The sequence below is a fragment of the Mumia sp. zg.B17 genome (assembly GCF_019550915.1).
In the GTDB taxonomy this organism is placed as follows: domain Bacteria; phylum Actinomycetota; class Actinomycetes; order Propionibacteriales; family Nocardioidaceae; genus Mumia.
Window position 1 is genome coordinate 44,893 of record NZ_JAHWCI010000007.1, and the last position, 22,973, is coordinate 67,865.

Here is a 22,973-nt window from a genome sequence, read left to right on the forward strand (position 1 = left end):
TGGGTCCGCCACGGCGTCGCGGGCCACGCCGCACGCGACCTGTGGACAACGATGTGCGGAGAACGTCGGGCTTCTTTTGCGGAAGTCCCCGATCTCCTCACCGAATCGCGGGCCGGGGGCCTCCCACGCCGATGCCGGCGCCCGAGAGCTCCTCGTACGCCCGCGCGATCGCCAGCAGACGGCGCTCCGAGCCCGCCGGACCCACGAGCTGCAGCCCGACGGGCAGGCCCTCGGGCGTGAATCCGGCCGGCACGCTGATCGCGGGACAGCCGGTGACGGTGATGAGGTACGCCGACCGCATCCAGTCGAGATAGGTGTCCTGCGGCCGACCGTTGATCGCGGTCGGGTATTCCTGGTCGGCCGGGAAAGGCGGCACCTGGCTGACCGGCATCGCGAGCACGTCGAAGGAGGCGAAGAACCGGCGCGCCTGCTCGGCGAGGGCGCTGCGCCCCGCGTACGCCTCCGCGACGTCACGCCCGGTCAGGGGACGCCCGGCACGGATGTTGTCGGCGAGCGACTCCTTGACGTCGTCGGGACGGCGGTCGAGCACGGCACCGAGCGTGTAGTCCATGAGCCAGGCGCGCAGCGTGCGGAACGTGGCTTCGGCGTCGGGGAGCTCGGGCCACGCCTCCTCGACCTGGGCGCCGGCACCCGCGAGGTCGACCCCGGCCGCACGGACGACCTCCGCGACCGAGCGATCGACCTCGAAGGCCCCGCCCAGATCGACCGACAACGCCACGCGCAGGCCGCGGAGCCCGACCGGGGCGGGGTCGGCGAACACGGCGCCCGGCGTCGAGTCGGCGGTCGGCACCCGCGGGTCCGGCCCCGCGAGCACGCCGAGCAGCATCGCGAGATCACCGACGTCGCGGGCCAACGGGCCCTGGACCGAGACCGTCTCCCACAGGTTCCAGGTCGGCCACGTCGGGACGCGACCCCAGGTCGGTCGCAGGCCGACGACGTTGCAGAACGACGCCGGGTTGCGCAGCGACCCGCCCATGTCGGACCCGTCGGCGAGCGCGACCATGCCCGACGCGAGCGCCGCCGCGGCGCCACCGCTGGAACCGCCGGCCGAGCGACCCGTGTCGTACGGGTTGACGGTCGTCCCGAAGACGGGGTTGAAGGTGTGCGAGCCCGCCGCGAACTCCGGGGTGTTGGACTTCGCCACCACCACCGCGCCCGCAGCGCGCACCCGCTCCACCACCAGCTCGTCGTACGCCGACACGTGGTCGGCCATCACCGGCGAGCCGAACGTCGTCCGCCACCCGGCGACGTGGTGCGTGTCCTTCACCGCGTACGGGAGACCGTGCAGCGCCCCGAGCTCCGCCCCGGACGAGGTCAGGTCGTCGGCTGCCGCGGCCTGCGCATGGGCGCGGTCGACGTCGATCGACACGAGCGCGTTGACCGTGCCGTTGACCCGCGCGATCCGGTCGAGATGGAGCGTGAGCAGCTCACGCGCGGAGACCTCGCGCCTGGCGACAGCCGCCGCCATCTCCCGCGCACTGCTGTAGACGTCGATCATCGTGACCGGCGACCGAACAGCCCTCCGGCGACCACGCCGGCCAGGACCAGGACGCCGCCGACGACCACACCCCGAACGAAGTCGTCGTTCGATCCGGCGCGACCGCGGCCGCGCGTCGTCGACGCCGCCGGCGCCGTGAACCGCTGACCGGGCAGCGAGGTGTCGTCGGTCCATGCCGAGGACGTTGCCTCGGGCTTCGTCGTCCCGTCGGGCTCGGCACCAGCGCCGGAGAGCGCGTCGTCCACCGCCCCGAAGAACTCACCCGCCATCCGCTTGCTCACAGCCGTGAGCATCCGCTGCCCGACACCACCGATCATCCCGCCCACGACGGCGTCCGCGGCGTACGAGACACCCGTGGTGCCGTCCCCTCGGTCGGCGAACCGGACGGCCACGTCGGCCGCCACCGTGCCCGGCGCCCCGGCGCCCTGCGCCCGCATGACCAGGGACTCGTGCGGGACGAGGTCGCTGAGCGCGCAGGTGCCCGTGTAGCTCCCGCGGATCGACGCGACCCCCGCGCTCACGGTCATCGCGTACGCGTTGTCACCGGTCTCCTCGAGCACCTCGCACCCGGGGATCGTGCGTACGAGGACCTGCGGGTCGAGCAGGGCCTCCCACACCGCGGCGACAGGTGCGTTGAGCACCGCCTCTCCGGCCACCTTCATGAGTCTCCCTCCAGAGCGGCCACCACCGCGTCGTCGCTGCCTGCGTGCGCACGCCGCAGGTCGAACAGCTCGCTCGGCGAGATCGGCATCCTGGTGATCGTGATGCCCTCCGCATCCTCGATCGCCGACGCGAAGACCGCCGCGCTGGGGATCACCCCCGCCTCTCCGGCACCCTTGATCCCGAGCGGGTTCAACGGTGACGGCGTCTCGAGGTGGTCGATGTCGATCGTCTCCGGCACCTCCGTGGCGTACGGCATGAGGAAGTCCATGAACGAGGCGTTCTGGAGCTGTCCGTGCTCGTCGTAGATCATCCGCTCGTAGAGCGCGCCGCCGACGCCCTGCGCGACACCGCCGTGGATCTGTCCCTCGACGATCATCGGGTTGATCAGACGTCCGCAGTCGTGGACGACGGCGTACGTGAGGATCTTGATCTCGGCCGTGTCGGGGTCGGTCTCCACGATCACGGCGTGCATGCCGGAGGCGAACGTCGACCGCGGCGGCGAGTAGAAGTCGCGGCTCTCGAGCCCGGGCGACGTCCCCTCGGGCACCGGGACCTTGTCGGGGTCACCGACGGAGAACTGGGTCGCCGCCTTGCTCGCCTCGTCGAACGCGTATCTCAAAGGGTTGCTCAGCACCGCCAGCGTGCCCAGACTGATCTGCGCACCGGGCGCCCCCCTGACCTCGACCACACCGTCGCGCAGCTCGAGGTCGTCGACGTTCGCCTCCAGGGCGTCTGCGGCCAGCTCGAGCGCCTTCTGCCTGACCGAGCGGGCCGTCAGGGCGATCGCGGACCCGCTCATCACCGCAGCACGGGAGGCGTAGGTGCCTACCGCGTACGGCATGCGCCGCGTGTCACCGGTGACGACCTCGACGTCCTCGAAGCGAACACCCAGCTCGTCGGCCACGATCTGCGCGAAGGCGGTCTCGTGGCCCTGCCCCTGGGTCGTCAGTCCGGTGGAGACCTTGACCTTGCCCGTGGTCTCGACCTGGATGTGGCCGCCCTCGTACGGGCCTACGCCGGTGCCCTCGACGTAGCAGGCCAGGCCGATCCCCACCCGCCGTCCCTGCGCTCGCATCTCGTCGCGCATCGCCGTGAACTCGTCCCACCCCACGAGCGCCTTGATCTTGTCGAGCATCTGGGGGAAGTCACCGGAGTCGTAGACCAGCGCCTTGCCGTCCTGGAAGATCAGCCCCTGGTCGTACGGGAACTCGTCGGGCTGGATGAAGTTGGCGGCGCGCACGTCGGCCCGGTCCTTGCCGAGGGCGGCGGAGATCGCGTCCATGGTGCGCTCCATCGCGAACACGCCCTGGGGACGGCCGGCGCCACGGTACGGGGTGACGATGACGGTGTTGGTGTAGAGGCTGTGGAACGTCACCGAGTAGACCGGCGGCTTGTAGGGCCCGAGCAGCTGCGTCGAGGTGATGATCGGGATGATCAGGCCGTACGGGATGTAGGCGCCGTGGTCGTGCCAGATCTCGACGTAGAGACCGAGGATGCGGCCGTCGTCGTCGAAGCCGACCTCGACGTGGTGCTGCTGGGCGCGCTCGTGCGCGGCGGAGACGAAGTGCTCGCGACGGTCCTCGGTGAACGTCACCGGGCGTCCCAGCGCCATCGCCGCCATCGGGACGAGCACCTCCTCGGGCCACGGGTGCACGATCTTGACACCGAACCCTCCCCCGACGTCGGGGGTGATCACGTCGACGGTCGCGAGGTCGAGACCGAGCTTGGCGGCGATCGCGGCGCGGACCCCGGTCGAGGTCTGGGTCGAGGACCACACCTGGAGACGACCGCTGTCGGTGTCCCACTTCGCGAGCGTGCCGCGGCCCTCCAGCGGGGTGGACGCGCTGCGCTCGACGTCGAGGTTGAGCGAGAGGCGGTGCGGGGCGCGTCCGATCGCCGCCAGGGCGTCGCCGGTCGCCTGGGTCGACGACGCGGCGAGGTTGCCGGGGACGTCGTCGTGCACGAGGCGGTCGGCCGCCCGAGCCGCGTCGAGCCCGACGACCGGCGGAAGCACCTCGTACGACACCACGATCCGGCCGACCGCGTCCTCGGCCACGTAGCGGTCCTCCGCCACCACCATCGCGATCGCCTCACCGACATGGTTGACCTCGTCCTTGGCGAGGGCGTACTGCGTGCGTCCGTGCGTGAGGTCGGGGTGCGGGATGAGCAGCGGGAGCGGCTCGGCCATCGCTCCTGTGAGGTCGTCGTAGGTGTAGACCGCGACGACCCCGTCGAGGTCGAGCACGGGGTCGACCTCGATGTCGACGATGCGGGCGTGGGCGTGCGGCGACCTGAGGACGGCGACGTGGAGCGCGTCGGGCGCGAGGTCGTCGAGGTAGCGGCCGCGTCCCCGCAGGAACCGCTCGTCCTCCACCCTGGCGACCCGAGCGCCGAACGCCTTGGTCGTCATGGCTGGTCCTCGCGGCTGGCGGGCCCCTGCGCGTCGCGGGCCCTGCGGATCTCGGCCGCCCGCAGGACGGAGCTCACGATGTTCTGGTAGCCCGTGCAGCGGCACAGGTTGCCCGCGATCATCTCGCGGGCCTCGTCGCGGGTGGGGTCTGGATTGTCCTCCAGGCCCGCCGTGATCGTGGTGAGGAAACCCGGCGTGCAGAACCCGCACTGGAGTCCGTGGCAGTCCTTGAACGCCTGCTGCACGGGTGCCAGGCGGTCTCCCTCCTCGGCCAGGCCCTCCACGGTCGTCAGCGAGGCCCCGTCCATCGAGACCGTCAGCAGCAGGCACGAGCGCATCGGCCGTCCGTCGACGAGGATCGTGCACGCCCCGCACACCCCGTGCTCACAGCCGACGTGAGTGCCGGTGAGGCCGAGGTCGTGGCGCAGGGCGTCGGAGAGCAGCCGTCGCGCGGGCACGTCGAGGTCGTACGCCGCGCCGTTGACGGTGAGCGAGACGTGGTGGAGCGCGTCGGGAGCGAGGATCTCCGGAGGGCTGGTCATCGGGCACCTTGCGCGTCGCTCGCCGTCGCGCGGGCGTGCGCCGCGCGCACCACCCGGCGCGTCAGCACACCCGCGAGGTGTCGCCGGTAGTCGGCGCTGCCGTGGATGTCGGTCTCCGGATCGACCGCGCCGGTCGCGATCTCCGCGGCGGCGTCGACGTTGGCGTCGCTCGCCGAACCGTCCACGAACGCCTCCGACAGGTCGAGCACGAGCGGTGTCGGCGAGACCGAGAGATAGGAGGCCCGCACTCTCTCGATGGCACCCGCTGCTCCCACGGAGACGACCGCGGCGACCCCGCACAGCGCGTAGTCCCCGTGCCGCCGCGTCACCTCGTCGATCGCGGCACCGGAGCCCGGCCGCAGCGCCGGCACCTGCAGCTCAAGCGCCAGCTCGGCGGGGCGGACGGTGCACTCCAGCGGGCCGACGAAGAGGTCGGCCGCCTCGATCGTGCGACGCCCCCGGGTCGACGCGACCGTCACGGCGGCGTCAAGCAGCGCGGCGACCGCAGGCATCTCGGCCGCGGCGTCGGCGTGGACCACCGATCCGAGCGTGGTGCCGCGGTTGCGGATGGTCGGGTGGGCGACCAGCCGCATGGCGTGGCGCAGCAGTGGCTGGACCCGCCATGCGTCGACGTCGGTCTCGACGTCGACGTGGCGGGCCAGCGCCCCGATGCGGACACCGTCCTCGTCTGTCCGCACGTAGGCGAGCTCGGCCAGCCCGTTGATGTCGACGAGCGTGGTCGGCGAGGCGATCCGCATTGACAGCATCGGGACCAGGCTCTGGCCGCCCGCGAGCACCTTGGCGTGCGGGTCGGACCCGAGGACGTCGAGCGCCTCGTCGAGCGTGGCCGGGCGGACGTAGGAGAACGGTGCGGGCTTCACAGTGCTCGCGTCACCTCTTCCGCGCCGTCGTCGTCGGTGTCCTCGCCGTGCCGCCTCCAGGCGACCAGGTGGTAGAAGGCGATGACGAGGATCGTGCCGAGGGCGATGCCCCCCAGCTGGAAGTCGTCGGTGAAGACGAGCGTCACGTTGCCGACACCGACGATGATGCCCGCGGCCAGCCCGACGATGTTGACCGGATCACCGAAGTCGACGCGGTTCTCGACCCAGATCTTGGCGCCGACCAGGCCGATCATGCCGTAGAGCACCACCGTGATGCCGCCGAGCACACCGCCTGGGATGGCGTTGACGATCGCGCCGAACTTCGGGCACAGGCCGAGGACGATCGCCACCAGCGCGGCGAAGTAGTAGGCCGCCGTCGAGTAGATGCGGGTGGCGGACATGACGCCGATGTTCTCGGCGTACGTGGTCGTCGGCGAGCCGCCGAACGCGCTGGCGAGCGAGGTGGCGAGACCGTCGGCGCCGATCGCGCGGCCCATGTAGGGGTCGAGGTTGTCGCCGGTCATCTCGGCGACGGCCTTGACGTGACCGGTGTTCTCGGCGATGAGCGCGATGACGCCCGGGAGGACGAGCAGGATGAAGGTGAAGCTGAAGCTCGGGGCGTGCACGGCCGAGACGCCGTCGGCGAGCGTGCCGGACGGGAGGTCGAACCACGAGGCGTCACCGACGGCCGACCAGTCGACCCGCTGGTGCGCGACCTCCTCGCCGGCGCTGGGCACGAAGGAGGTGATGTCGCCGAAGAGCACGTCGGCCGCCCACGAGATCAGGTAGCCGAAGATCAACGCGAGGAAGACGGCGATCCGGCCCCAGAAGCCGGGGAGGAGCACGGCCGCGCCGACCATGAACGCCGCCGTCGCGAGGGCGATCCATTGGTCCTGCGGCCAGTAGGTCGCGGCGACCACCGGTGCGAGGTTGAAGCCGATCAGCATGACGACCGCGCCGGTCACCGCAGGCGGGAGCAGCGTGTGCAGGAAGCGCGTGCCGGCGAAATGGACCGCGACGCCGACGGCAGCCAGGACGAGACCGGCCACGAGGATGGCTCCGGTGACGTCGGCGGAGTCACCGCCCTGTCCTCGGATCGCGGCGACCGCGGCGACGAACGAGGCGCTGGTGCCGAGATAGCTCGGCACCATGTTGTTGGTGATGAGCAGGAACATGATCGTGCAGATGCCGGAGAAGAGGATCGCCAGGTTGGGATCCAGGCCCATCACCACGGGGAAGACGAAGGTGGCGCCGAACATCGCCACGACGTGCTGCGCGCCGAGCCCGGCCGTGCGGCCCCAGCTCAGCCGCTCGCGTGGTCCCACCGCCTCACCGGGAGGCGGTGTCTTGCCGTCGTGCACCACGTCCCACTTGAACATCGACATCCCGGTCTCCTCAGAGCGTGTGCGAGCCGCCGCCGGGGGATCTCGTCGGCGCACCCGGCCAATGACGAGACCCTAGTAGTGACGAGCGACATGCGACATGGTGCGAACCTGCCAACGGACCCCTGACCGGCCTGTCAGGCCTTGCTCTGCGTGTTCATCTGCCCGAAAAGAACCTGGACGGCGATAGCCTCGAGCGATGCCGAGCTTCGAGGTCACGCCGATAGGCACCGTCCGGAACGACCGGACCGACGTCCAGGAGACGGACCACTGGGGTGCCGTACGCAGCACGATCGTCCTCGATGAGCGCTTCGGCGAGGCGAGCCTCCAGGGCCTCGATGAGTTCTCCCACGTCGATGTGGTCTTCGTCTTCGATCAGTTCCCCGAGGACGACGACTACGGCGAGCCCCGTCCGTACCGCGGCCGCTCCGACCTACCGCCGGTCGGGATCTTCGCCGGACGCGGCCCGCGCAGGCCGAACCGCATCGGGGTCACGAGCTGTGCGATCGAGTCCGTGCACGGCCGCGAGCTGACCGTGGTGGGCCTCGACGCGGTCTCGGGCAGCCCTGTCATCGACCTCAAGCCCACGATTGCGGAGTTCCTCCCGGTCGGCACCACGCAGCCCTCGTGGGTCAGCGCCATGATGGCGGACTACTTCCAGACGTAGCCCTCGTGCGCCGCGTTCACTCCCGCATCTGCAGGATCTGCAGCGCCACCGCGACGTCGAGGCGCACCTCGGGGTCGGTGCTGAACGGACCGAGGATGCTCTCGAGCTTGGTGACCCGATAGCGCATCGTGTTGTAGTGGAAGTGCTGCGTGCGTGCGGCCTCGGCCACGTTGAGGTTGACGTCGAGCAGCACCTGCAGCGTGGCTCGGAGGTCAGCGGCCGCCGCGGTGGCCTGCGCGAGCGGCCCGAGCACCTCCACGACGAAGGCGTCGAGCTCGCCCTGGTCCTCGACCTGGGACAGGAGGCGACGGACCCCGAGCCGGTCGAAGTACGTCGTCGAGCCGTCACCCTTCATCCGACGGCCGACGTCGACCGCCTTGCGGGCGCGGGCGTACGCGTCCGGGAACGCCTCCACCTCGGTCACCACGCGACTGATGCCCGCGGAGAACGAGCGTCGCCCGCCGCCCGAGTCGCCGCGCACTGCCGCCAGCGCCTCCTCGACGACCTCGCCCACGTCCGACCCGTCCTCGGCCACCGGCAGGAGCGCGACGACCTGCGATGAGAAGTCCGCGACGGCGATGCTCCGACCTCGTCGCTCGACCACCTGACGCCAGGCCGCGGCGAATCGGTCCTGGAACCCGCGGCGCGAGCGACCTGACACCGGCGCGTCCCCGGGTCCGGGCGGGTCGAGCTGGGCGACCACGACCACCAGCGGGCGGTCGAGCTCCCAGCCGAGTCCGCGGGCGTGCTCGAGGACGTACTGCGGGCTCTCGGCCCGGTCGGTGAGCACGTCACGCAGGAAGTCGCCGCGATACTTCCCCTCCACCGCGACGACCGCCTGCATCCGCGTGATGAGGAGCGCGGCGACGGTCGCGGCCCTCTCGAGGGCGTAGACGTCGGACGCCCGCAGCGACCGTCGTTCGCTCAGCACGACCAGCCGAGCGAGCTCGGTCCCGGAAGCGGCGACGTGCAGGGATCGGATCTCGCCGACCCCGAAGGGTCGGGGGGTGCGCATGCGCTCGACCCGGACGCGGCCGGACACGTCGAGGAACTCGCTGACCTCGAGGCTGGCGCGCACGTCGTCGCTCAACGCACCGGCCCACTCGCGTCCGTCGGTCGAGGTGACGAGGACACCGACGTCGAGCACCTGGGACACCTCCGCGGCGATCTGGTCGAGATCACCACCCTCGAGGACGATCTGGGTGAGGGCCGAGTGGAGGGCGTCGATCTGCGCGAGGACGTGCGACTGGAACGCGTTCAGTGCGGCGTAGGCGTCCCTCAGCACGTCGTCGAAGGCCACCTCGTCAGGGATCTGGACGATCGGGAATCCGAGGTCGTCGGCGAGCGCGAGCACCGACTCGGGCACCTGGTCGACGTAGCGGCCGAGCTTGATCGCGAATCCCGCGAGCCCGGCGTCGTGGAGTCCTCGCACCAGTGCCAGCATCCGGTTCACGTCGAGCCGGCGCGAGGTGTCGAGCAGCGGGAAGCCTGTCGTGACGAGCAGCTCGTGCGGCTTGACCCACCCGAGGACGTCGGGGACCTCCATCACGTTGAGGCCCGTGACGGTGCGCTCGGACCCGGCGGACCCGGCGAGCGTCTTCGCCCCGGTGAGCGCGTCGATCGCGATCACCGCGGACAGCGGGAGCCCGTACGTCGTGCCTGGCAGGTTGTGGCTTGGATCTGGCCGATCATTGGCAAGTCTCGCCATCGGCTCACCGTAGCGAACGCTCCTACGCTGACGCCATGGTCGAGCCGTTCGGATTCCGGTCCCAGGCCGCCGGGCGCCCCGACCGCCACCGGGGCGCGCACCCGTCCGCCGCCACCCCCGAGATCGCTGCCCGGCTGCACGGGCCGCGGCGGGCAGCCCCGATCGTGCACCGTGGCCCGCACGCCGTCTACGTCGACGACCGCGGGACCCGTCTGGCTGTCCTCGGCCGCGACGCGGTCGCGGTCCCCTGCGGTGTCCAGACGCCCTGGCCCGACGTCGCCGGGGTCCGGTCGGTCATCCTCGGAGGCGGGCGTTGCAGCGTCGACGACCGCGACCTCCGTGTCCAGCGGTATCTCGACGCCCGTGTCCGTCCGCTGAGCATCCGGTGGCAGGAGCACGCTCTCCCCACCGCCTCGCTCGCGACAGAGGTCGACGCCCTGCTCCGCGCCGCCGTCCCGTACGCCGCGCTCCAGGAGGACGATCCCGCCGCCGTCGACGCGCTCCTGGGTCGTGGACCGGGCCTGACGCCGCTCGGCGACGACGTCCTCGCAGGGTGGCTCGTCACCCGCCACGCCGCTGGATACCGGGGCGGCCGCGTGGCCCAGGCGGTCCTCGCGGTGGCCTCCGTACGCACGACCACCGTGTCGTCCACGTTGTTGCTGCACGCCGCTCGGGGAGAAGGCGTTCCCCAGCTGTGTGCACTCGTGGAGAGCCTGGGCCGGCCCGGGGACGCCGACCGGCTGGCCGACCTACGCCTCGTCGGCCACACCTCCGGCGCCGGGCTCGCGCTCGGCGCAGCCCTCGCCCTGCCGTCCCCTTCGGCCGCCGCCGCCTGACCCCATCCCGAGGAGAGCGATGACCGACCACGTACGCATCCGATCGGGCGCCTACGCCGACTCGGTGACCCTGCTCCAGGTGAGCAAGCGGGTGGCCGCCTTCGCCGGGGTGGTCGACGCGCAGGTGGCGATGGCCACGGGCCTCAACCTCGAGACGCTGGCCGCGATGGGGTTCGACGTGCCCCCGGAGGCGACCCCGAACGACATGGTCGTCGCCGTGCGGCTCGACGGGGCCGTGCTCGACGACGTGCTCGACGAGGTGGATGCCGCGCTCGACGAGGTGAGCCGCCCGGCCGTGGACGGTGATGCCACCGTCGCACCGCCACGTACGACGGCGAGTGCGCTTCGCGGGGCACCCGCCGATGCGGTCGTGCTCGTCTCGGTGCCAGGTGCCTCAGCCTTCGTCGAGGCGATGGACGCGGTCGAGACCGGGCACGACGTGATGGTCTTCAGCGACAACGTCCCGGTCGCGCAGGAGGTCACCCTCAAGAGCGCGGCCGCCGGGCGCGACGTGCTGGTGATGGGCCCTGACTGCGGCACCGCCGTCGTCGGCGGGGTGGGGCTCGGCTTCGCCAACGTCGTCCGTCCCGGGCCGGTCGGCATCGTCGCCGCGTCCGGCACGGGGACGCAGCAGGTCCTGGCCCTCCTCGACCAGGCCGGCGTCGGCGTGAGCGCCGCGCTCGGTGTCGGTGGACGTGACCTCTCGGCGGCGGTCGGCGGACTCTCCACCCGTACGGCGCTGGCCCGGTTGGACGACGACCCGGCGACCTCGCACGTGCTGGTGGTCTCCAAACCGCCCGCGCCGCAGGTCGCGGCGTCGATCGAGGCGTACGCGGAGTCCCTGACGGTCCCGGTCGAGCTCGCCCTGCTGGCGCCGGGCACCGACCTGACCCTGCGCACCGAGGCGCTGCTCGACTCGCTCGGTGTGCGCCCCGAGCCGTGGCGTCGTTGGGGCCAGCCCGAGGAGGCCGGACCTGGCCGTCTGTGCGGGCTGTTCGTCGGCGGGACCCTCTGCGACGAGGCCATGCTGATCGCCTCCGAGCACCTGGACGAGATCCGCAGCAACATCCCGCTGGACGGTGGTCTCGGGCTCGATCCGGCGGCCGTCCTCGCCGGTGACCTCGGCGACGCGCACGTGATGATCGACTTCGGCGACGACGCGCTGACGGTCGGCCGAGCGCACCCGATGATCGACCCGACGCTGCGGCTCGGCGCCCTCCGCCGCGCCGGGACGGATCCCTCGACCGCCGCCGTCCTGCTCGACGTCGTGCTGGGCCACGGCGCGGAGCCCGATCCCGGCGCGGTGCTGGCTCCGGCCATCGAGGCCGCGCGCCAGGCCGCCGCCGACGGGGGCCGGATCCTGGCCGTCGTGGTGACGCTGGTCGGGACCTCCTCCGACCCCCAAGGGCTCGAACGCCAGGGCGAGGCGCTCGCCGCGGCAGGGGCGTACGTCTTCTCCTCGAACGCCGAGGCCACCCGCCACGCGGTAGGGCTCGTCGCACCTGCGGCCGCCCGTACCGCCACGACCGCAGGAGAGGCACCATGACCACCCCCACCGTGGTGACTGCCGGGACCGGCCTGCTCACCGACGCCGTCGAGGACCAGGCGGTGACCGTCCGACGCGTCGACTGGCAGCCCCCGATGCCCGGGACCGAGCACGACCTCGCGACCGTCGCCGCGGACCCGCTGCGTGCAGCGGCCAACACCAAGGCGGTCGAGGCCTGTCTCGGTGTGACCGCGCAGCTCGTCGACGTCCAGCCGGCGAGCGAGGTGCTCGGGCTCGCGCCCGGCGACTTCCTGCACGCGGGGCCCCCGATCACCTGGGAGCGCGCGTCCGGTCCGATGCGGGGTGCGCTGAGGGGAGCGGCGGCCCTCGAAGGTCTCGTCTCCGACCCAGACGAGGCCGTCGCGTTCTTCGAGTGCGGCACCGGCTACACCCTGAGCCCGGCGCACCACCACGACGCCGTCGGTCCGATGGCCGGGGTGGTCTCGCCGTCGATGTGGGTCTTCGTCCTCGAGGACGCCTCGACCGGGGCGCGGACGTACTGCTCCCTCAACGAGGGGCTCGGCAAGGTGCTGCGCTACGGCGCGTACGGTCCCGAGGTCCTCGACCGGCTCCGCTGGATGTCGGGGGTCCTCGGGCCGGTCCTCCAGAGCGCCGTGCGGTCGACCGGCCCCATCGACGTGACCGCGCTGCTCGCGCAGATGCTGCAGATGGGCGACGAGGCGCACAACCGCAACCGTGCGGGCACGCTGATGCTGCTCCGCGACCTCGCGCCGGCGATGATCCGGTCGGGGTCACGGGCGGGCGACGTCGCCGACGCCGTGTCGTTCATCGGAGGCAACGACCACTTCTTCCTCAACCTCGCGATGCCCGCCTGCAAGCTGGCTCTCGACGCCGCCCGCGGGATCGACGGCTCGACCATGGTCGTCGCGATGGCCCGCAACGGGACCGACTTCGGCATCCAGGTCTCCGGCACCGGCGACCGGTGGTTCACCGGTCCCGCGCAGGTCGCCGACGGTCTCTACCTCGGGTCGTACGGTCCCGACGACGCCAACCCCGACATCGGTGACTCCGCGATCACGGAGACCGCCGGCATCGGCGGGTTCGCGATGGCGACGGCGCCGGCGATCGTACGACTGGTCGGCGGATCGGTGCCGGACGCGCTCGCCACGACACGTCGCATGAGCGAGATCACACTGGCCGCCAACCCGCGCTGGACCATCCCGGTCCTCGAGTTCGCCGGGACCCCTACCGGCATCGACGTGACCCGCGTGTGCCGGACCGGCATCCTCCCCCAGATCAACACCGGGATGGCCGGGCGTGCGGCGGGTACGGGGCAGGTCGGAGCCGGCCTCGTCACGCCGCCTGCCGAGATCTTCCCGGCGGCCCTCGCCGCCCTCGCCGAGGGTGCACGAGAGCGTGCCGCGGCCTGCTGAGCCGACCCCACACCCGGACACACCTGACCGAAACTCTCGACTCTCCCGGGAACGGTTCCTACGATTTGGCCATGGGGAGCTTCCGTACACCTCGCCCTGACGCCCTGCTCGTGGGCGCGCCGAAGGCGGGGACGAGCGCGCTGCACGCCGCGCTCGCACTGCACCCGCAGGTGTTCTCGAGCCGGCCCAAGGAGCCGAAGTACTTCATGTGCGCCGACGCTCCTCCGCCGTCGTACCGCGGCCCCGGTGACGCGCACAGCCAGCAGGAGTGGGTGTGGCGACGAGAGGACTACGAGGCGTTGTTCGCCGCGGCACCCGGGAACGCCGTACGGCTGGAGAGCACGCCGTTCTACCTCTATCTGCGCAACGCCCGCCGGCGCATCGCCGAGGAGCTGCCCGACGCCCGTCTGGTCGCCGTCGTGCGGGACCCCGTGGACCGCGCCTACTCGAACTGGATGCACCTGTGGTCCGACGGGCTGGAGCCCGTCGGTGACTTCGTCGAGGCGTTCGCGAGGGAGGACGAGCGGGTCGCGGACGGATGGGCTCCGTTCTGGCACTACCGCCGGCTCGGCCTCTACGGCAGGCAGCTGGAGGACCTCTACCGCCACGTCGACGCCGACCGCATCCTCGTCCTGCGCTATCGCGACCTCGTCCAGGAGCCTGCCGCGACGCTCGACCGTGTCTGTGTCTTCCTGGGTCTGGAGCCGGGCCTCGTCACCCACATCCCTCGCGACAACTCACGGCCGTACGCCGCCCCCGGGGCCGTCCACGACCTGACAGCGCGGGCGATGCGCGCCGGCGCTCGTGCCGGGGCGCTCGTCCCACCGAAGGTCTGGCGCCACGCGAGCAAGCCGCTGGTCGCCGCGATGCACTGGCGCGGGGACACCACCCGCCCGGCGCTCGCGAAGGACGCGCGGGCCGCGCTGGTCGAGACCTACCTCGACGACATCGAGCTGCTGGAGAAGGTCACCGGACAGTCCTTCGACGACTGGCGTGGCACCGAGAGCCTGGGATCGTTCGCCGCGCGGGTCGCTCAGACGCCGGGCTGAGCGATCGACGTCATGAGGTCGTGCGCGCCGTCGGGCCGGGCGGCCTCGAAGTAGAAGCGGGTGCGTCCGTCGGGCAGGCGCACGGCGCTGGCGTAGCGCAGCGCACCGTCGGACTCCGGCGAGGCCGCCACCGGCGCGTCACCGACAGGCTCGAGCACGCCGGGGACAGCCCGCTCCTGAGCCAGCCCGGTCCGCTCGAACCAGTTGGACGCGGCGTCGGCGCGCCCGTCGTACAGCACGGTGAGGGGGGCGCGATCGAGAACGGCGGTGACGCGCGCACCTCGCTCGTCCCACCCGCCCGGAGTGGGTGTGAGCACGGCCCCGCGGTCGACCCACGACAGTCCGTCGTCGCTCGTCGCGTAGCGGGTCGTCATGCGGTCCTCGGCCCCAGGGACGTCGAGCGGGTGGCAGCACACCCACATGTGCCATCCGTCCTCGTCGAGGAGCACGACAGGGTCCTTGACGCCCACCCTCTCGTCACCGGGGAGGACGACCGTACGGTGTCCGGCCTCCAGTCCCTCGGGCGTCGCCGCGTCCACCGCCTCGATCCACCAGTGCTTGGAGCCCGGGGTCGCGCAGCTCAGGTAGATCCGCCATCCGGCCTCTCCCCGGTGCACCAGCGCCGGCCGCTCGAACGACTCGGCGGCGAAGTCGTCGCGGTAGATCTCGGCCACCGGCTCGAACCGCACGCCGTCGTCCGAGCGGGCGACCACCACGCTGACGCCGCGGCCGGCGTGGATCGGGCGGCGGACGCGGTAGGCCAGCCAGAACGCGCCGTCGGCGTAGATCGCGGCCGGCGCACCGGCCCAGTTGCCGGGGCCTGGTGCGGGGGCCTCGACGACGACCTCGGCGCCGTCGAAGCGAGGAAGGGTCCGTTCGACGATGGTAGTCACGATTTTAAGTCTACCGATCCACTGCAGTTGGGTCGCGGGTTTCGCTCGCCGAGGTGTGCCGCTCGGCGGCTCGCCTGCGACGGCGGGCGACGGATTCTCTCACCGGTTCAACGTGATGCGATCCTCGAGAAGGCGGACGGCCTGGTCGGGCACGGTCGTGTTGACGCCCAGGTCGTAGCCGACCTTGCCCGTCCCGTGGTAGTCGCTCGAGCCCGTCACCACGAGGTCGAGCTCTCGTGCGATCTCGCGCAGGCGAGTCCGGGTGCCGGCGTCGTGGTCGTTGTGGTCGACCTCGAGCCCGACCAGTCCCAGCTCGGCCAGGTCGGCGATGACCTCCTCGGTCAGCACCGACCGGCTCTGCCGCGTCCACGGGTGCGCGATCACGGGCCTGCCTCCTGCGTCGATCAGCAGCCGGATCATCTCCTCGAGGTGCGCCGCGTACCGGTCGACGTACGCCGGTCGGCCCGGCATCAGGTAGCGCTCGAACGCCTCGTCACGGTTGCCGACGACACCCATCGCGATGAGAGCGTCGGCCACGTGCGGTCGGCCCGTCGCTGCGGCGTCACCCGAGACCGCGAGGACGTCGGCCTCGGTGATCGGGATGTCGAGGTCCTGCAGCTTGGCGATCGTCTTCGGAAGGCGGTCCTGCCGTCCGCGCAGCACCCGCTCAAGCTCGGCGAGGAGGCTGGGGTCGGTGGGGTCGGGCTCGTACCCGAGGAGGTGCACCCCCTTGTAGCGATAACGGCACGAGATCTCGAGCCCTTTGACGAGGGTGATGCCCACCCGGTCGGCTGCGGTCTGCGCCTCCCCCCAGCCCGTCATCGCGTCGTGGTCGGTCAACGCCACCACGTCGAGGCCCGCCCGCGCCGCGTTCTCCACGAGCTCGGTCGGGCTGTCGGTGCCGTCGGACCGACGAGAGTGGGTGTGGAGGTCGATGAGCACGCGGTCAGGTTACCGGCGACCGTGCACCCCGGCGGAACGCAACGGTGTCGATACGGTCGGAAGGTGGATCTCTTCGCCTGGCTCGTCGAGCAGACCCCTTCGCGCGACCGCCCGGCGCTCCTGGCTGTCGACGGCATGGACGGCAGCGGCAAGACGACGTTCGCGACGGCGCTCGCCGCCTCCGTCACCAAGGAAGGCCGCGCGGCCGTCGTCGTCCACGAGGACGACTTCTTGAATCCGCGCCGGGTCCGGCACCACCGAGGTCGCCACTCCCCGGCAGGGTTCCTGCACGACTCCTACGACCTGGCCGCGCTGAGGGAGAAGGTGCTCGACCCACTCCTTCCGGGCGGCACGCGGCGCATCGTCACCCGTCACTTCGACCACCGCTCGGACACCGCCGTCGTTGCCGACCCGCTCGAGGTCCCGACCGACGCCGTCGTGATCGTCGAAGGCCTGTTCCTCCACCGCGACGAGCTCGTCCGACGCTGGGACCTCTCGGTGTTCCTCGACGTCCCGGTCGACGAATCGGTACGCCGGATGGCGGAGCGCGACGGCACGCCCGACGATCCCGCGCACCCGCTGCTCCGACGTTACGTCGGGGGCCAACGCCTCTATCTCTCGATGTACGCCCCTCACGAACGAGCGACGCACGTCATCGACAACGCGGGCCCGGTCTCCGAATGCACGACGGTGGCGGGTCCGTGGTCACCGACCCTCGTTCGGTGAGCACGCACCCACCACCGTGGCGTGCGGGTCAGCGGCCAGGTCAGTGCACGACCACCGGGGTCCGGGAGTCCTCGCCCACGCGCTCGATCCGCCTGCGCGGGAGGAAGAACGCCGGGACGAGCGTGAGCCCGATGAGCACCGTGGCCAGGACGAACGACGTGCCGAAGGCGTCCGCCGCCTCGCCGAACCCCTGACGGATCAGCGCGGCGGGGATGGTCTCCAGGAGGGACGGGTCGTCCCAGGACTCGATCGCGAGGCCGGACAGAGGCACGTCGGTCTCCTTGGTCACCGGCGCGCCGGTGGCCTCGGCGACCGTCGTGCCGCCCGTGAGCTGGTTGGTCAGCACCACCGAGAACACCGCGGTCCCGATGGACGCCGCGACCTGCTGAATGATGTTCATCAAGGTCGAGCCCCGGGCGATCGTGTGCTCGGTCAGGGTGGCGAGCGCCGCGGTCATCGTCGGCATCATCGTCAGACCCATTCCGAGACCCATCACGAACAGGGCGCTGAGAAGGAACGGGTAGGAGGTGTCGGCGCCGACCTGCGTGAAGCCGGCCATGCCCGCGGTGGTGAGCGCGAGACCGGTGAGCACCACCTTGCCCGGACCGATCCGGTCGACGAGTGCGCCGCCGACCGGCATCGTGAGCATCGCGCCGAGGCCCTGGGGCGCCAGGAGCAGGCCGGCGACCAGCGTGGACTCGCCGCGGACCTGCAGGAAGTAGGCGGCGAACAGGATGCTGGCACCGAAGAACGCGATCGCGAAGCACGCCATCGTGATCACGGCGACCGTGAGGTTGCGGTGCTTGAAGAGACGCAGGTCGACCAGCGGGTGCTCAGGCCGGAAAGCGTGGAACACGAACGCCACGATCAAGACGACCCCGACCGCAGCGGTCACGAGGACCTTGCTGGCCCAGACGGTGCCCTCCTCGGGGATCGAGGAGACGCCGAAGAGGAACAGTGCGAGACCCGGCGACAGCAGGATCATGCCGGTCCAGTCGAAGGACTGAGACGGCTGCGGGTTGTCCTTGGGCAGCACGCGCCAGGCGTAGAAGAGAGCGACGATGCCGATCGGGAGGTTGATCAGGAAGATCCAGTGCCAGGTGAGGCTCTCGATCAGCCATCCACCGAGGATGGGGCCACCGATCGGGCCGAGCAGCATCGGGATGCCGAGGACGGCCATCACTCGACCGATCCGGTGCGGGCCCGCCGCCCTCGTCATGATCGTCATGCCGAGCGGCATCAGCATGCCGCCGCCGAGGCCCTGGATCACGCGGAAGACCACGAGCTCGGTGATGCCTCCAGCGAGGCTGCAGAGGACGGAGCCGGCGGTGAACAGGACCAGCGCCATCATGTAGAGGCGCTTGGTGCCGAACCGGTCGGCGGCCCAGCCGGTGAGCGGGATCACGGTCGCGAGCGCGAGCGTGTAGGCCGTCATGGTCCACGCGACCTGTGCGTAGGTGGCGTCGAACTCGTTCTGGAAGGTGGGCAGCGCGACGCTCACCACGGTGATGTCGAGGATCGACATGATCGCGCCGAGCACGACCACGCCGGCGATCTTGAGGACAGCCGCGTCGAGCCTGTCACCATCTCCGGGTGCGTTGCCGGGGCCAGGTCCGCCGGTCGGCGTCTGGGTGTCTTGACTCATGGGTGAGGGTCCTTAGCCGGGGTGGTGGGTTGGCGTTCGGAGAGCGCGGCGCGTAGCGCGCGATCAAGAAGGCTACGTGTGGGCTCCGACAGCTCGCGAGCGATTTCTTGGAGCGCGGCGCGCTTGGTCTGCAGCTGGCGGCCGACGAGCTCGCGCCCCCGGTCGGTCAGCGTCACCAGACGGACGCGACGATCATCGGCACACTCGTTCCGGCAGACCAGGCCAGCGCCGACCAGCTGGTCGACGGCGCGTCCCGCCGCGGCCACCGAGACGCCGACCGCGCGGGCGACGTCACTGATCTGGGTGGTCCCTGGCCGGCTCGAGATCATGAGGAGCGTCCGCGACTGGGTCGCGGACAGGTCGAGAGCGGCGAACGCGTCGACCGCATCGCCTTCGCAGCGCGCGGCCACCTGGAGGAAGAACTCCTCCAGGCGGCCGGCGAGGGACTCGGGTGTCGTCACCGGACGATATTAACGTCAGCGCAACAGTTTCACCTACGCGAGAGATGCGTGAGGTAGATCACTGTGCGGCTGCCGGGCCTGCCCAGTTCTTGTCGGGCTGCGGCACGGGCCGCGCCGGCTGCTCGCCGCCGCGGGACTCCAGGTAGTTGTCCTTCGGGACCATGACCTTCCGGCGGAAGACGCAGACGACCTTGCCGTCCTGGTTGTAGCCGATCGTCTCGACGTAGACGACGCCACGGTCGTCTTTGCTCTTGCTCTCCCACTTGTCCAGCACGGTCGTCTCGCCGTAGATGGTGTCGCCGTGGAAGGTCGGCGCGACGTGACGCAGCGACTCGACCTCGAGGTTGGCGATGGCCTTGCCCGAGATGTCCGGGACGCTCATGCCGAGGAGCAACGAGTAGACGTAGTTGCCGACCACCACGTTCTTGCCGAACTGCGTCGTCTTCTCGGCGTAGTTCACGTCCATGTGCAGCGGGTGGTGGTTCATGGTCAGCAGGCAGAAGAGGTGGTCGTCGTACTCGGTGACCGTCTTCCCTGGCCAGTGCTTGTAGGTGGCGCCGACCTCGAACTCCTCGTAGCTGCGGCCGAACTGCATGGGGACTCCTCGCGTCGTTGAACCCTGGGGGCGCTGACATCATGACCGATCCGCCTCCGGCTTCTCGGGTCGGGTGGCCTCCTGCCGGGCGAGCAGGGTCGCCGTCTTCGGCAGCAGAAGAACCGTGATCGTGCCTCCCGCGACGAGGATCGACGCCGTCGTCTGGGTCATCTCGCCCGCGTCCACCGCGACCGTGCTGACCGCGAACCATGAGCGGCAGGCCGGTCGAGGCCAACAGAGACACCCGTACGGAGTCGCACGGCGCCGGGGTCGATCGCCATTCCGGAGGTCACGAAGAAGACCGGGATGAGGAGGCCGAACGCGAGCCCGTTGATCTTGGTCTCGAGCCGCTCGTCCCCTCCGGGCAGTGCCCGTCGAAGGATGAACCCAGCCGCGAAGCGGCCAGGATGGTGTCCAGCTGGACGACCACGGCGAGCGCGCTCAGGGACACCAGGAGCAGCACGGTGAAGCGTACGGTCGTCTGTGCCGTCGTCTCGGCGCCGGCGCGGACGAGGCCCGGGATCACCGACGCCGGCGGGAGCAGCCTCGTCGGTACGACCGCGACCAGCACAGCCGCTACGCCGAAGAGCACGAGCGACAGAACTGCTCGCTCCGGTCCGTCGCCGCCACGACGGGGGCGATCGCGGCGCACAGGACGATCCAGAACAGCGATTCCACGCGGGCCCCCTCTCCCGGGAGGTCAGCAGTTCCAGCGCTCGATCACCGCATCGCTCCCGTGCTCGTAGCCCAGCACCGACAGCGTCGCCGTTCCGAGGGCGAGGCGCGCGCCGAACCGCAGCGGCTCGTCGAGGAAACGGGCGGCCAGCCCGCGCAGTGCGTGACCGTGCCCGAACACCAGCACGACCCCGTCCGTGGCGCGTACCCGCGCCACGACCCGGTCGAGCCGGGCCGTGACCTGCTCCGGCGTCTCGCCGCCCACCGTCCCGGCGCCGTGGGACCAGACGGTCCAACCCGGGGTCTTCTCACGGATCTGCGGCGTGGTCAGGCCCTCGTGCTCTCCGTAGTCCCACTCGGCGAGGTCGGGCTCGACCTCGGCGTCGGGGAAGCCTGCCAGTGCCGCCGTCCGGCGGGCACGCAGACGAGGGCTGGTGAGGACGAGCGAGAAGGACGCCGTGGCGAGACGCGGCACCAGCTCGCGCGCCCGTTCCTCGCCCTCCGGCAGGAGCGGGAGATCCGTACGACTGGTGTGGCGGCCGTCGCGGGCCCACTCCGTCGGTCCGTGGCGGACCATCCAGAGTGCCGCGCTCATGCCGTCTCCCTCATGCCGTCTCCTCCATGTCTGTCCCGTCCGTGTCTGTCTCGTCAGCCTGTCCAGGTCGTCGGCAAGCCATGGGGCGGGGCAGCACCGATCACGGTGACCTCGCCGAACGGCCAGGTCGTGAGGACCACCGAATACGTCCCGTCGACCTCCCCACTGTCCTCGAGCGTCACGCGGGCGAGCACGCGGTCCGGATCCGCCTGCTCCGCCAGCGCTGCGATCCGGGCGTCGACCCGCGCGCGCTCGGCCTTGCCCACGTACTGCCACATCACCGAGTGCCACACCACGGTCGCCACCCCTCGCTCCAGCTCGACCGCGTCGAGGGCGTCCCCGGCGCTCGAGCGCTCGACCACGGCCGGGACGTCGGCCGCAACCTCGCATGCCGCGCGCAGGCGGACCAGCCGCTCGGTCATGTCCGGCCATGTGTAGGCCTCCAGCGTGCGTCGGTCCTCGGCGCGCGCGACGTCCAGCGGCGCGAGGTCGAAGCCGCGTCGCTCGACCACCTCGAGCGGAGCGTCCACCGGCGGCAGCGGCCCGGCCCAGGCGTCGGCCATCACGACAGGCGAGTCCGCAGGGCCCCACCAGCCCGAGGGCGACCCGAACCGGAAGTGGTCCGCGCGAAGGTTCAGCCCCGCGCTCGCCCCGATCTCGAGCAGTCGCACGGGCAGCGCGAACCGATCGGCGGTCCGGAGCAGGCCGCCGACGAGCGCGGCCGAGCGTCCGACCTCGTTGGTCTGCGGCGTGAGGTCGAGGGCGCGACGCAGCGTGGCGCCGTGCTGATCGATCACGGCCAGCACGTGGTGCCAGGCACCCCCGAGATCCCACCGGCCACCGACGCTCGGGTAGAACTCCTCGAGACCCGGCGCCTCACCCTCGAGAACCAGCCGGTGGAGCCCACCCGCGAGGCGCAGGCCGGGCACCGAGGGGAGCTCGGCCCCGTCGCTCACCAGGTCACCGAAAGCGGCGCGGGCCGGTCCCCCTGCCACGACGTCGTCGGCGAGCGCCGTGAGCATCCCCTCGTACATCGGCGAGCCGAGCCGTCCGCAGGCCCGGGCCTGCCAGGCCAGCGCGTGCGCAGCGTGTTCGACGCCAGGCGTGGTCACGCCCCTGGCGGGGCCGACGGGGGCTGGGTCGACGGGGGCTGGGTCGGCGAGGGCTGGCTCGGCGGCTGGCCCTGGCTCGGGTCCTGGCCCTGGCTCGGGTCCTGGCCCTGGCTCAGGTCTTGGTGGCCCTGACCTCCCGGCCGTGCCACGTCCGCCGCGTGCTGAGGCTGCTGCTGGGTCGCCGGGTGGATGAGCCCGGAGAGGACCCGCTGCCCGTCGGCGAGGAACTTGTGCTCGACGAGGAGCTCGTACCGGGATGCCACCACCTGGGAGACGGAGGTGAAGTCACGGCGTCCGTGCGTGAACGCGTAGCCGATGAGGCCCCAGATCACGCCGAAGACGAGACCGATGAGGATGGCTGACAGCACAACGGCGAGCCAACGACCCGGCTCGGCGAAGATGCCCACGATCAGACCCAGGAGGAGACCCAGCCAGGCGCCCGTCGCCGCACCGTAACCTGCGACCCTGCCCCAGGTGAGGCGACCCGTGACGCGCTCGACCTGCTTGAGGTCGCTGCCCACGATCATCGTGTTCTCGACCGGGAACCGCTGATCCGACAAGTAGTCCACCGCGCGCTGCGCATCGACGTACTTGTCGAAGTACGCCAGGTGCTGCGGGTACTCGAGCGTGAAGCCTTCTCTGCCTTGCTGCTGCGCCATCGCTGCCCCTTTTTCTCGACTGTCCCTCACCCTAGTGACATCAGTTGCGGCGTGCGCTGCATGTAGTGTCCAG

Annotated in this window: 22 protein-coding genes and 1 pseudogene; 6 read left to right on the forward strand and 17 right to left on the reverse strand. The window is 71.2% G+C overall.

Annotated elements, in window-relative coordinates; all coding sequences use genetic code 11:
- Positions 1–97: 97 nt before the first annotated feature.
- The 6 genes from KV097_RS12415 to KV097_RS12440 are packed head-to-tail and all read right to left on the reverse strand — an operon-like array spanning position 98 to position 7,400.
- The gene (locus tag KV097_RS12415; RefSeq protein WP_220366054.1) at positions 98–1,519 is read right to left on the reverse strand and encodes an amidase; all 1,422 of its coding nucleotides are present in this window, start codon (positions 1,517–1,519) and stop codon (positions 98–100) included.
- Complete coding sequence (locus KV097_RS12420; protein WP_220366055.1) at positions 1,516–2,181, reverse strand: carbon monoxide dehydrogenase subunit G; 666 nt, start codon at positions 2,179–2,181, stop codon at positions 1,516–1,518. The genes KV097_RS12415 and KV097_RS12420 overlap by 4 nt, the downstream gene beginning before the upstream one ends.
- Positions 2,178–4,592 (reverse strand): aerobic carbon-monoxide dehydrogenase large subunit, encoded by a 2,415-nt coding sequence (cutA, locus tag KV097_RS12425; protein WP_220366056.1) that lies wholly within the window; start codon positions 4,590–4,592, stop codon positions 2,178–2,180. The genes KV097_RS12420 and cutA overlap by 4 nt, the downstream gene beginning before the upstream one ends.
- Complete coding sequence (locus KV097_RS12430; protein WP_220366057.1) at positions 4,589–5,134, reverse strand: (2Fe-2S)-binding protein; 546 nt, start codon at positions 5,132–5,134, stop codon at positions 4,589–4,591. Before KV097_RS12430 ends, cutA begins: the two co-directional genes overlap by 4 nt.
- On the reverse strand, positions 5,131–6,015 hold the full coding sequence (locus tag KV097_RS12435) for a xanthine dehydrogenase family protein subunit M (RefSeq protein ID WP_220366058.1): 885 nt from the start codon (positions 6,013–6,015) through the stop codon (positions 5,131–5,133). Before KV097_RS12435 ends, KV097_RS12430 begins: the two co-directional genes overlap by 4 nt.
- Complete coding sequence (locus tag KV097_RS12440) at positions 6,012–7,400, reverse strand: uracil-xanthine permease family protein (RefSeq protein WP_220366059.1); 1,389 nt, start codon at positions 7,398–7,400, stop codon at positions 6,012–6,014. The genes KV097_RS12435 and KV097_RS12440 overlap by 4 nt, the downstream gene beginning before the upstream one ends.
- A 196-nt stretch (positions 7,401–7,596) precedes the next feature.
- Here KV097_RS12440 and KV097_RS12445 point away from each other — a divergent pair, with 196 nt between their 5' ends.
- On the forward strand, positions 7,597–8,064 hold the full coding sequence (locus KV097_RS12445) for a TrmO family methyltransferase (RefSeq protein ID WP_220366060.1): 468 nt from the start codon (positions 7,597–7,599) through the stop codon (positions 8,062–8,064).
- Between the two features lie 16 nt (positions 8,065–8,080).
- Here KV097_RS12445 and KV097_RS12450 read toward each other — a convergent pair whose 3' ends face one another.
- Positions 8,081–9,772 carry a PucR family transcriptional regulator ligand-binding domain-containing protein gene (locus KV097_RS12450; RefSeq protein ID WP_220366061.1) on the reverse strand — a complete coding sequence of 564 codons (1,692 nt, stop codon included), beginning with the start codon at positions 9,770–9,772 and terminating at the stop codon, positions 8,081–8,083.
- Between the two features lie 35 nt (positions 9,773–9,807).
- Here KV097_RS12450 and KV097_RS12455 point away from each other — a divergent pair, with 35 nt between their 5' ends.
- From KV097_RS12455 to KV097_RS12470, 4 genes are all read left to right on the forward strand, one after another.
- Positions 9,808–10,608, forward strand: a complete 801-nt coding sequence (locus KV097_RS12455) for a DUF2877 domain-containing protein (RefSeq protein WP_220366062.1) — start codon at positions 9,808–9,810, stop codon at positions 10,606–10,608.
- Positions 10,609–10,627: 19 nt separating this feature from the next.
- Positions 10,628–12,154: an FdrA family protein gene (locus KV097_RS12460; RefSeq protein WP_220366063.1), complete on the forward strand. Its 1,527-nt coding sequence runs from the start codon at positions 10,628–10,630 to the stop codon at positions 12,152–12,154.
- On the forward strand, positions 12,151–13,548 hold the full coding sequence (locus KV097_RS12465) for a DUF1116 domain-containing protein (RefSeq protein WP_220366064.1): 1,398 nt from the start codon (positions 12,151–12,153) through the stop codon (positions 13,546–13,548). The genes KV097_RS12460 and KV097_RS12465 overlap by 4 nt, the downstream gene beginning before the upstream one ends.
- 71 nt (positions 13,549–13,619) lie before the next feature.
- Positions 13,620–14,597: a sulfotransferase gene (locus KV097_RS12470; RefSeq protein ID WP_220366065.1), complete on the forward strand. Its 978-nt coding sequence runs from the start codon at positions 13,620–13,622 to the stop codon at positions 14,595–14,597.
- Here KV097_RS12470 and KV097_RS12475 read toward each other — a convergent pair.
- On the reverse strand, positions 14,582–15,490 hold the full coding sequence (locus tag KV097_RS12475; protein WP_220346390.1) for a hypothetical protein: 909 nt from the start codon (positions 15,488–15,490) through the stop codon (positions 14,582–14,584). The two genes, KV097_RS12470 and KV097_RS12475, sit on opposite strands and share 16 nt — an antisense overlap.
- Positions 15,491–15,589: 99 nt before the next feature.
- A complete protein-coding gene (locus KV097_RS12480; RefSeq protein ID WP_220366066.1) occupies positions 15,590–16,432 on the reverse strand; it encodes a PHP domain-containing protein in 843 nt (280 codons plus the stop codon).
- Positions 16,433–16,495: 63 nt separating this feature from the next.
- Between KV097_RS12480 and KV097_RS12485 the strand changes: the two genes are divergently transcribed.
- Entirely contained in the window at positions 16,496–17,158 is a 663-nt protein-coding gene (locus KV097_RS12485; RefSeq protein ID WP_220343893.1) for a zeta toxin family protein, read from the forward strand.
- Between the two features lie 40 nt (positions 17,159–17,198).
- Here KV097_RS12485 and KV097_RS12490 read toward each other — a convergent pair whose 3' ends face one another.
- From KV097_RS12490 to KV097_RS12520, 8 genes and pseudogenes are all read right to left on the reverse strand, one after another.
- Entirely contained in the window at positions 17,199–18,803 is a 1,605-nt protein-coding gene (locus KV097_RS12490; protein ID WP_220343892.1) for a DHA2 family efflux MFS transporter permease subunit, read from the reverse strand.
- Positions 18,800–19,264, reverse strand: coding sequence for a MarR family winged helix-turn-helix transcriptional regulator (locus KV097_RS12495; protein WP_220343891.1), 465 nt, complete (start codon positions 19,262–19,264; stop codon positions 18,800–18,802). Before KV097_RS12495 ends, KV097_RS12490 begins: the two co-directional genes overlap by 4 nt.
- Before the next feature lie 58 nt (positions 19,265–19,322).
- Positions 19,323–19,859: a MaoC family dehydratase gene (locus KV097_RS12500; protein ID WP_220346386.1), complete on the reverse strand. Its 537-nt coding sequence runs from the start codon at positions 19,857–19,859 to the stop codon at positions 19,323–19,325.
- Between the two features lie 39 nt (positions 19,860–19,898).
- A complete protein-coding gene (locus KV097_RS19315) occupies positions 19,899–20,030 on the reverse strand; it encodes a hypothetical protein (RefSeq protein ID WP_255559589.1) in 132 nt (43 codons plus the stop codon).
- Between the two features lie 118 nt (positions 20,031–20,148).
- A complete protein-coding gene (locus KV097_RS12505) occupies positions 20,149–20,511 on the reverse strand; it encodes a hypothetical protein (protein ID WP_220366067.1) in 363 nt (120 codons plus the stop codon).
- Between the two features lie 48 nt (positions 20,512–20,559).
- Complete coding sequence (locus KV097_RS12510; RefSeq protein ID WP_220366068.1) at positions 20,560–21,129, reverse strand: histidine phosphatase family protein; 570 nt, start codon at positions 21,127–21,129, stop codon at positions 20,560–20,562.
- Between the two features lie 53 nt (positions 21,130–21,182).
- On the reverse strand, positions 21,183–22,241 hold the full coding sequence (locus KV097_RS12515; RefSeq protein WP_308289419.1) for a DUF2332 family protein: 1,059 nt from the start codon (positions 22,239–22,241) through the stop codon (positions 21,183–21,185).
- Between the two features lie 191 nt (positions 22,242–22,432).
- Positions 22,433–22,900: pseudogene (locus KV097_RS12520) on the reverse strand (general stress protein); the annotation flags it as partial.
- Positions 22,901–22,973: the final 73 nt, after the last annotated feature.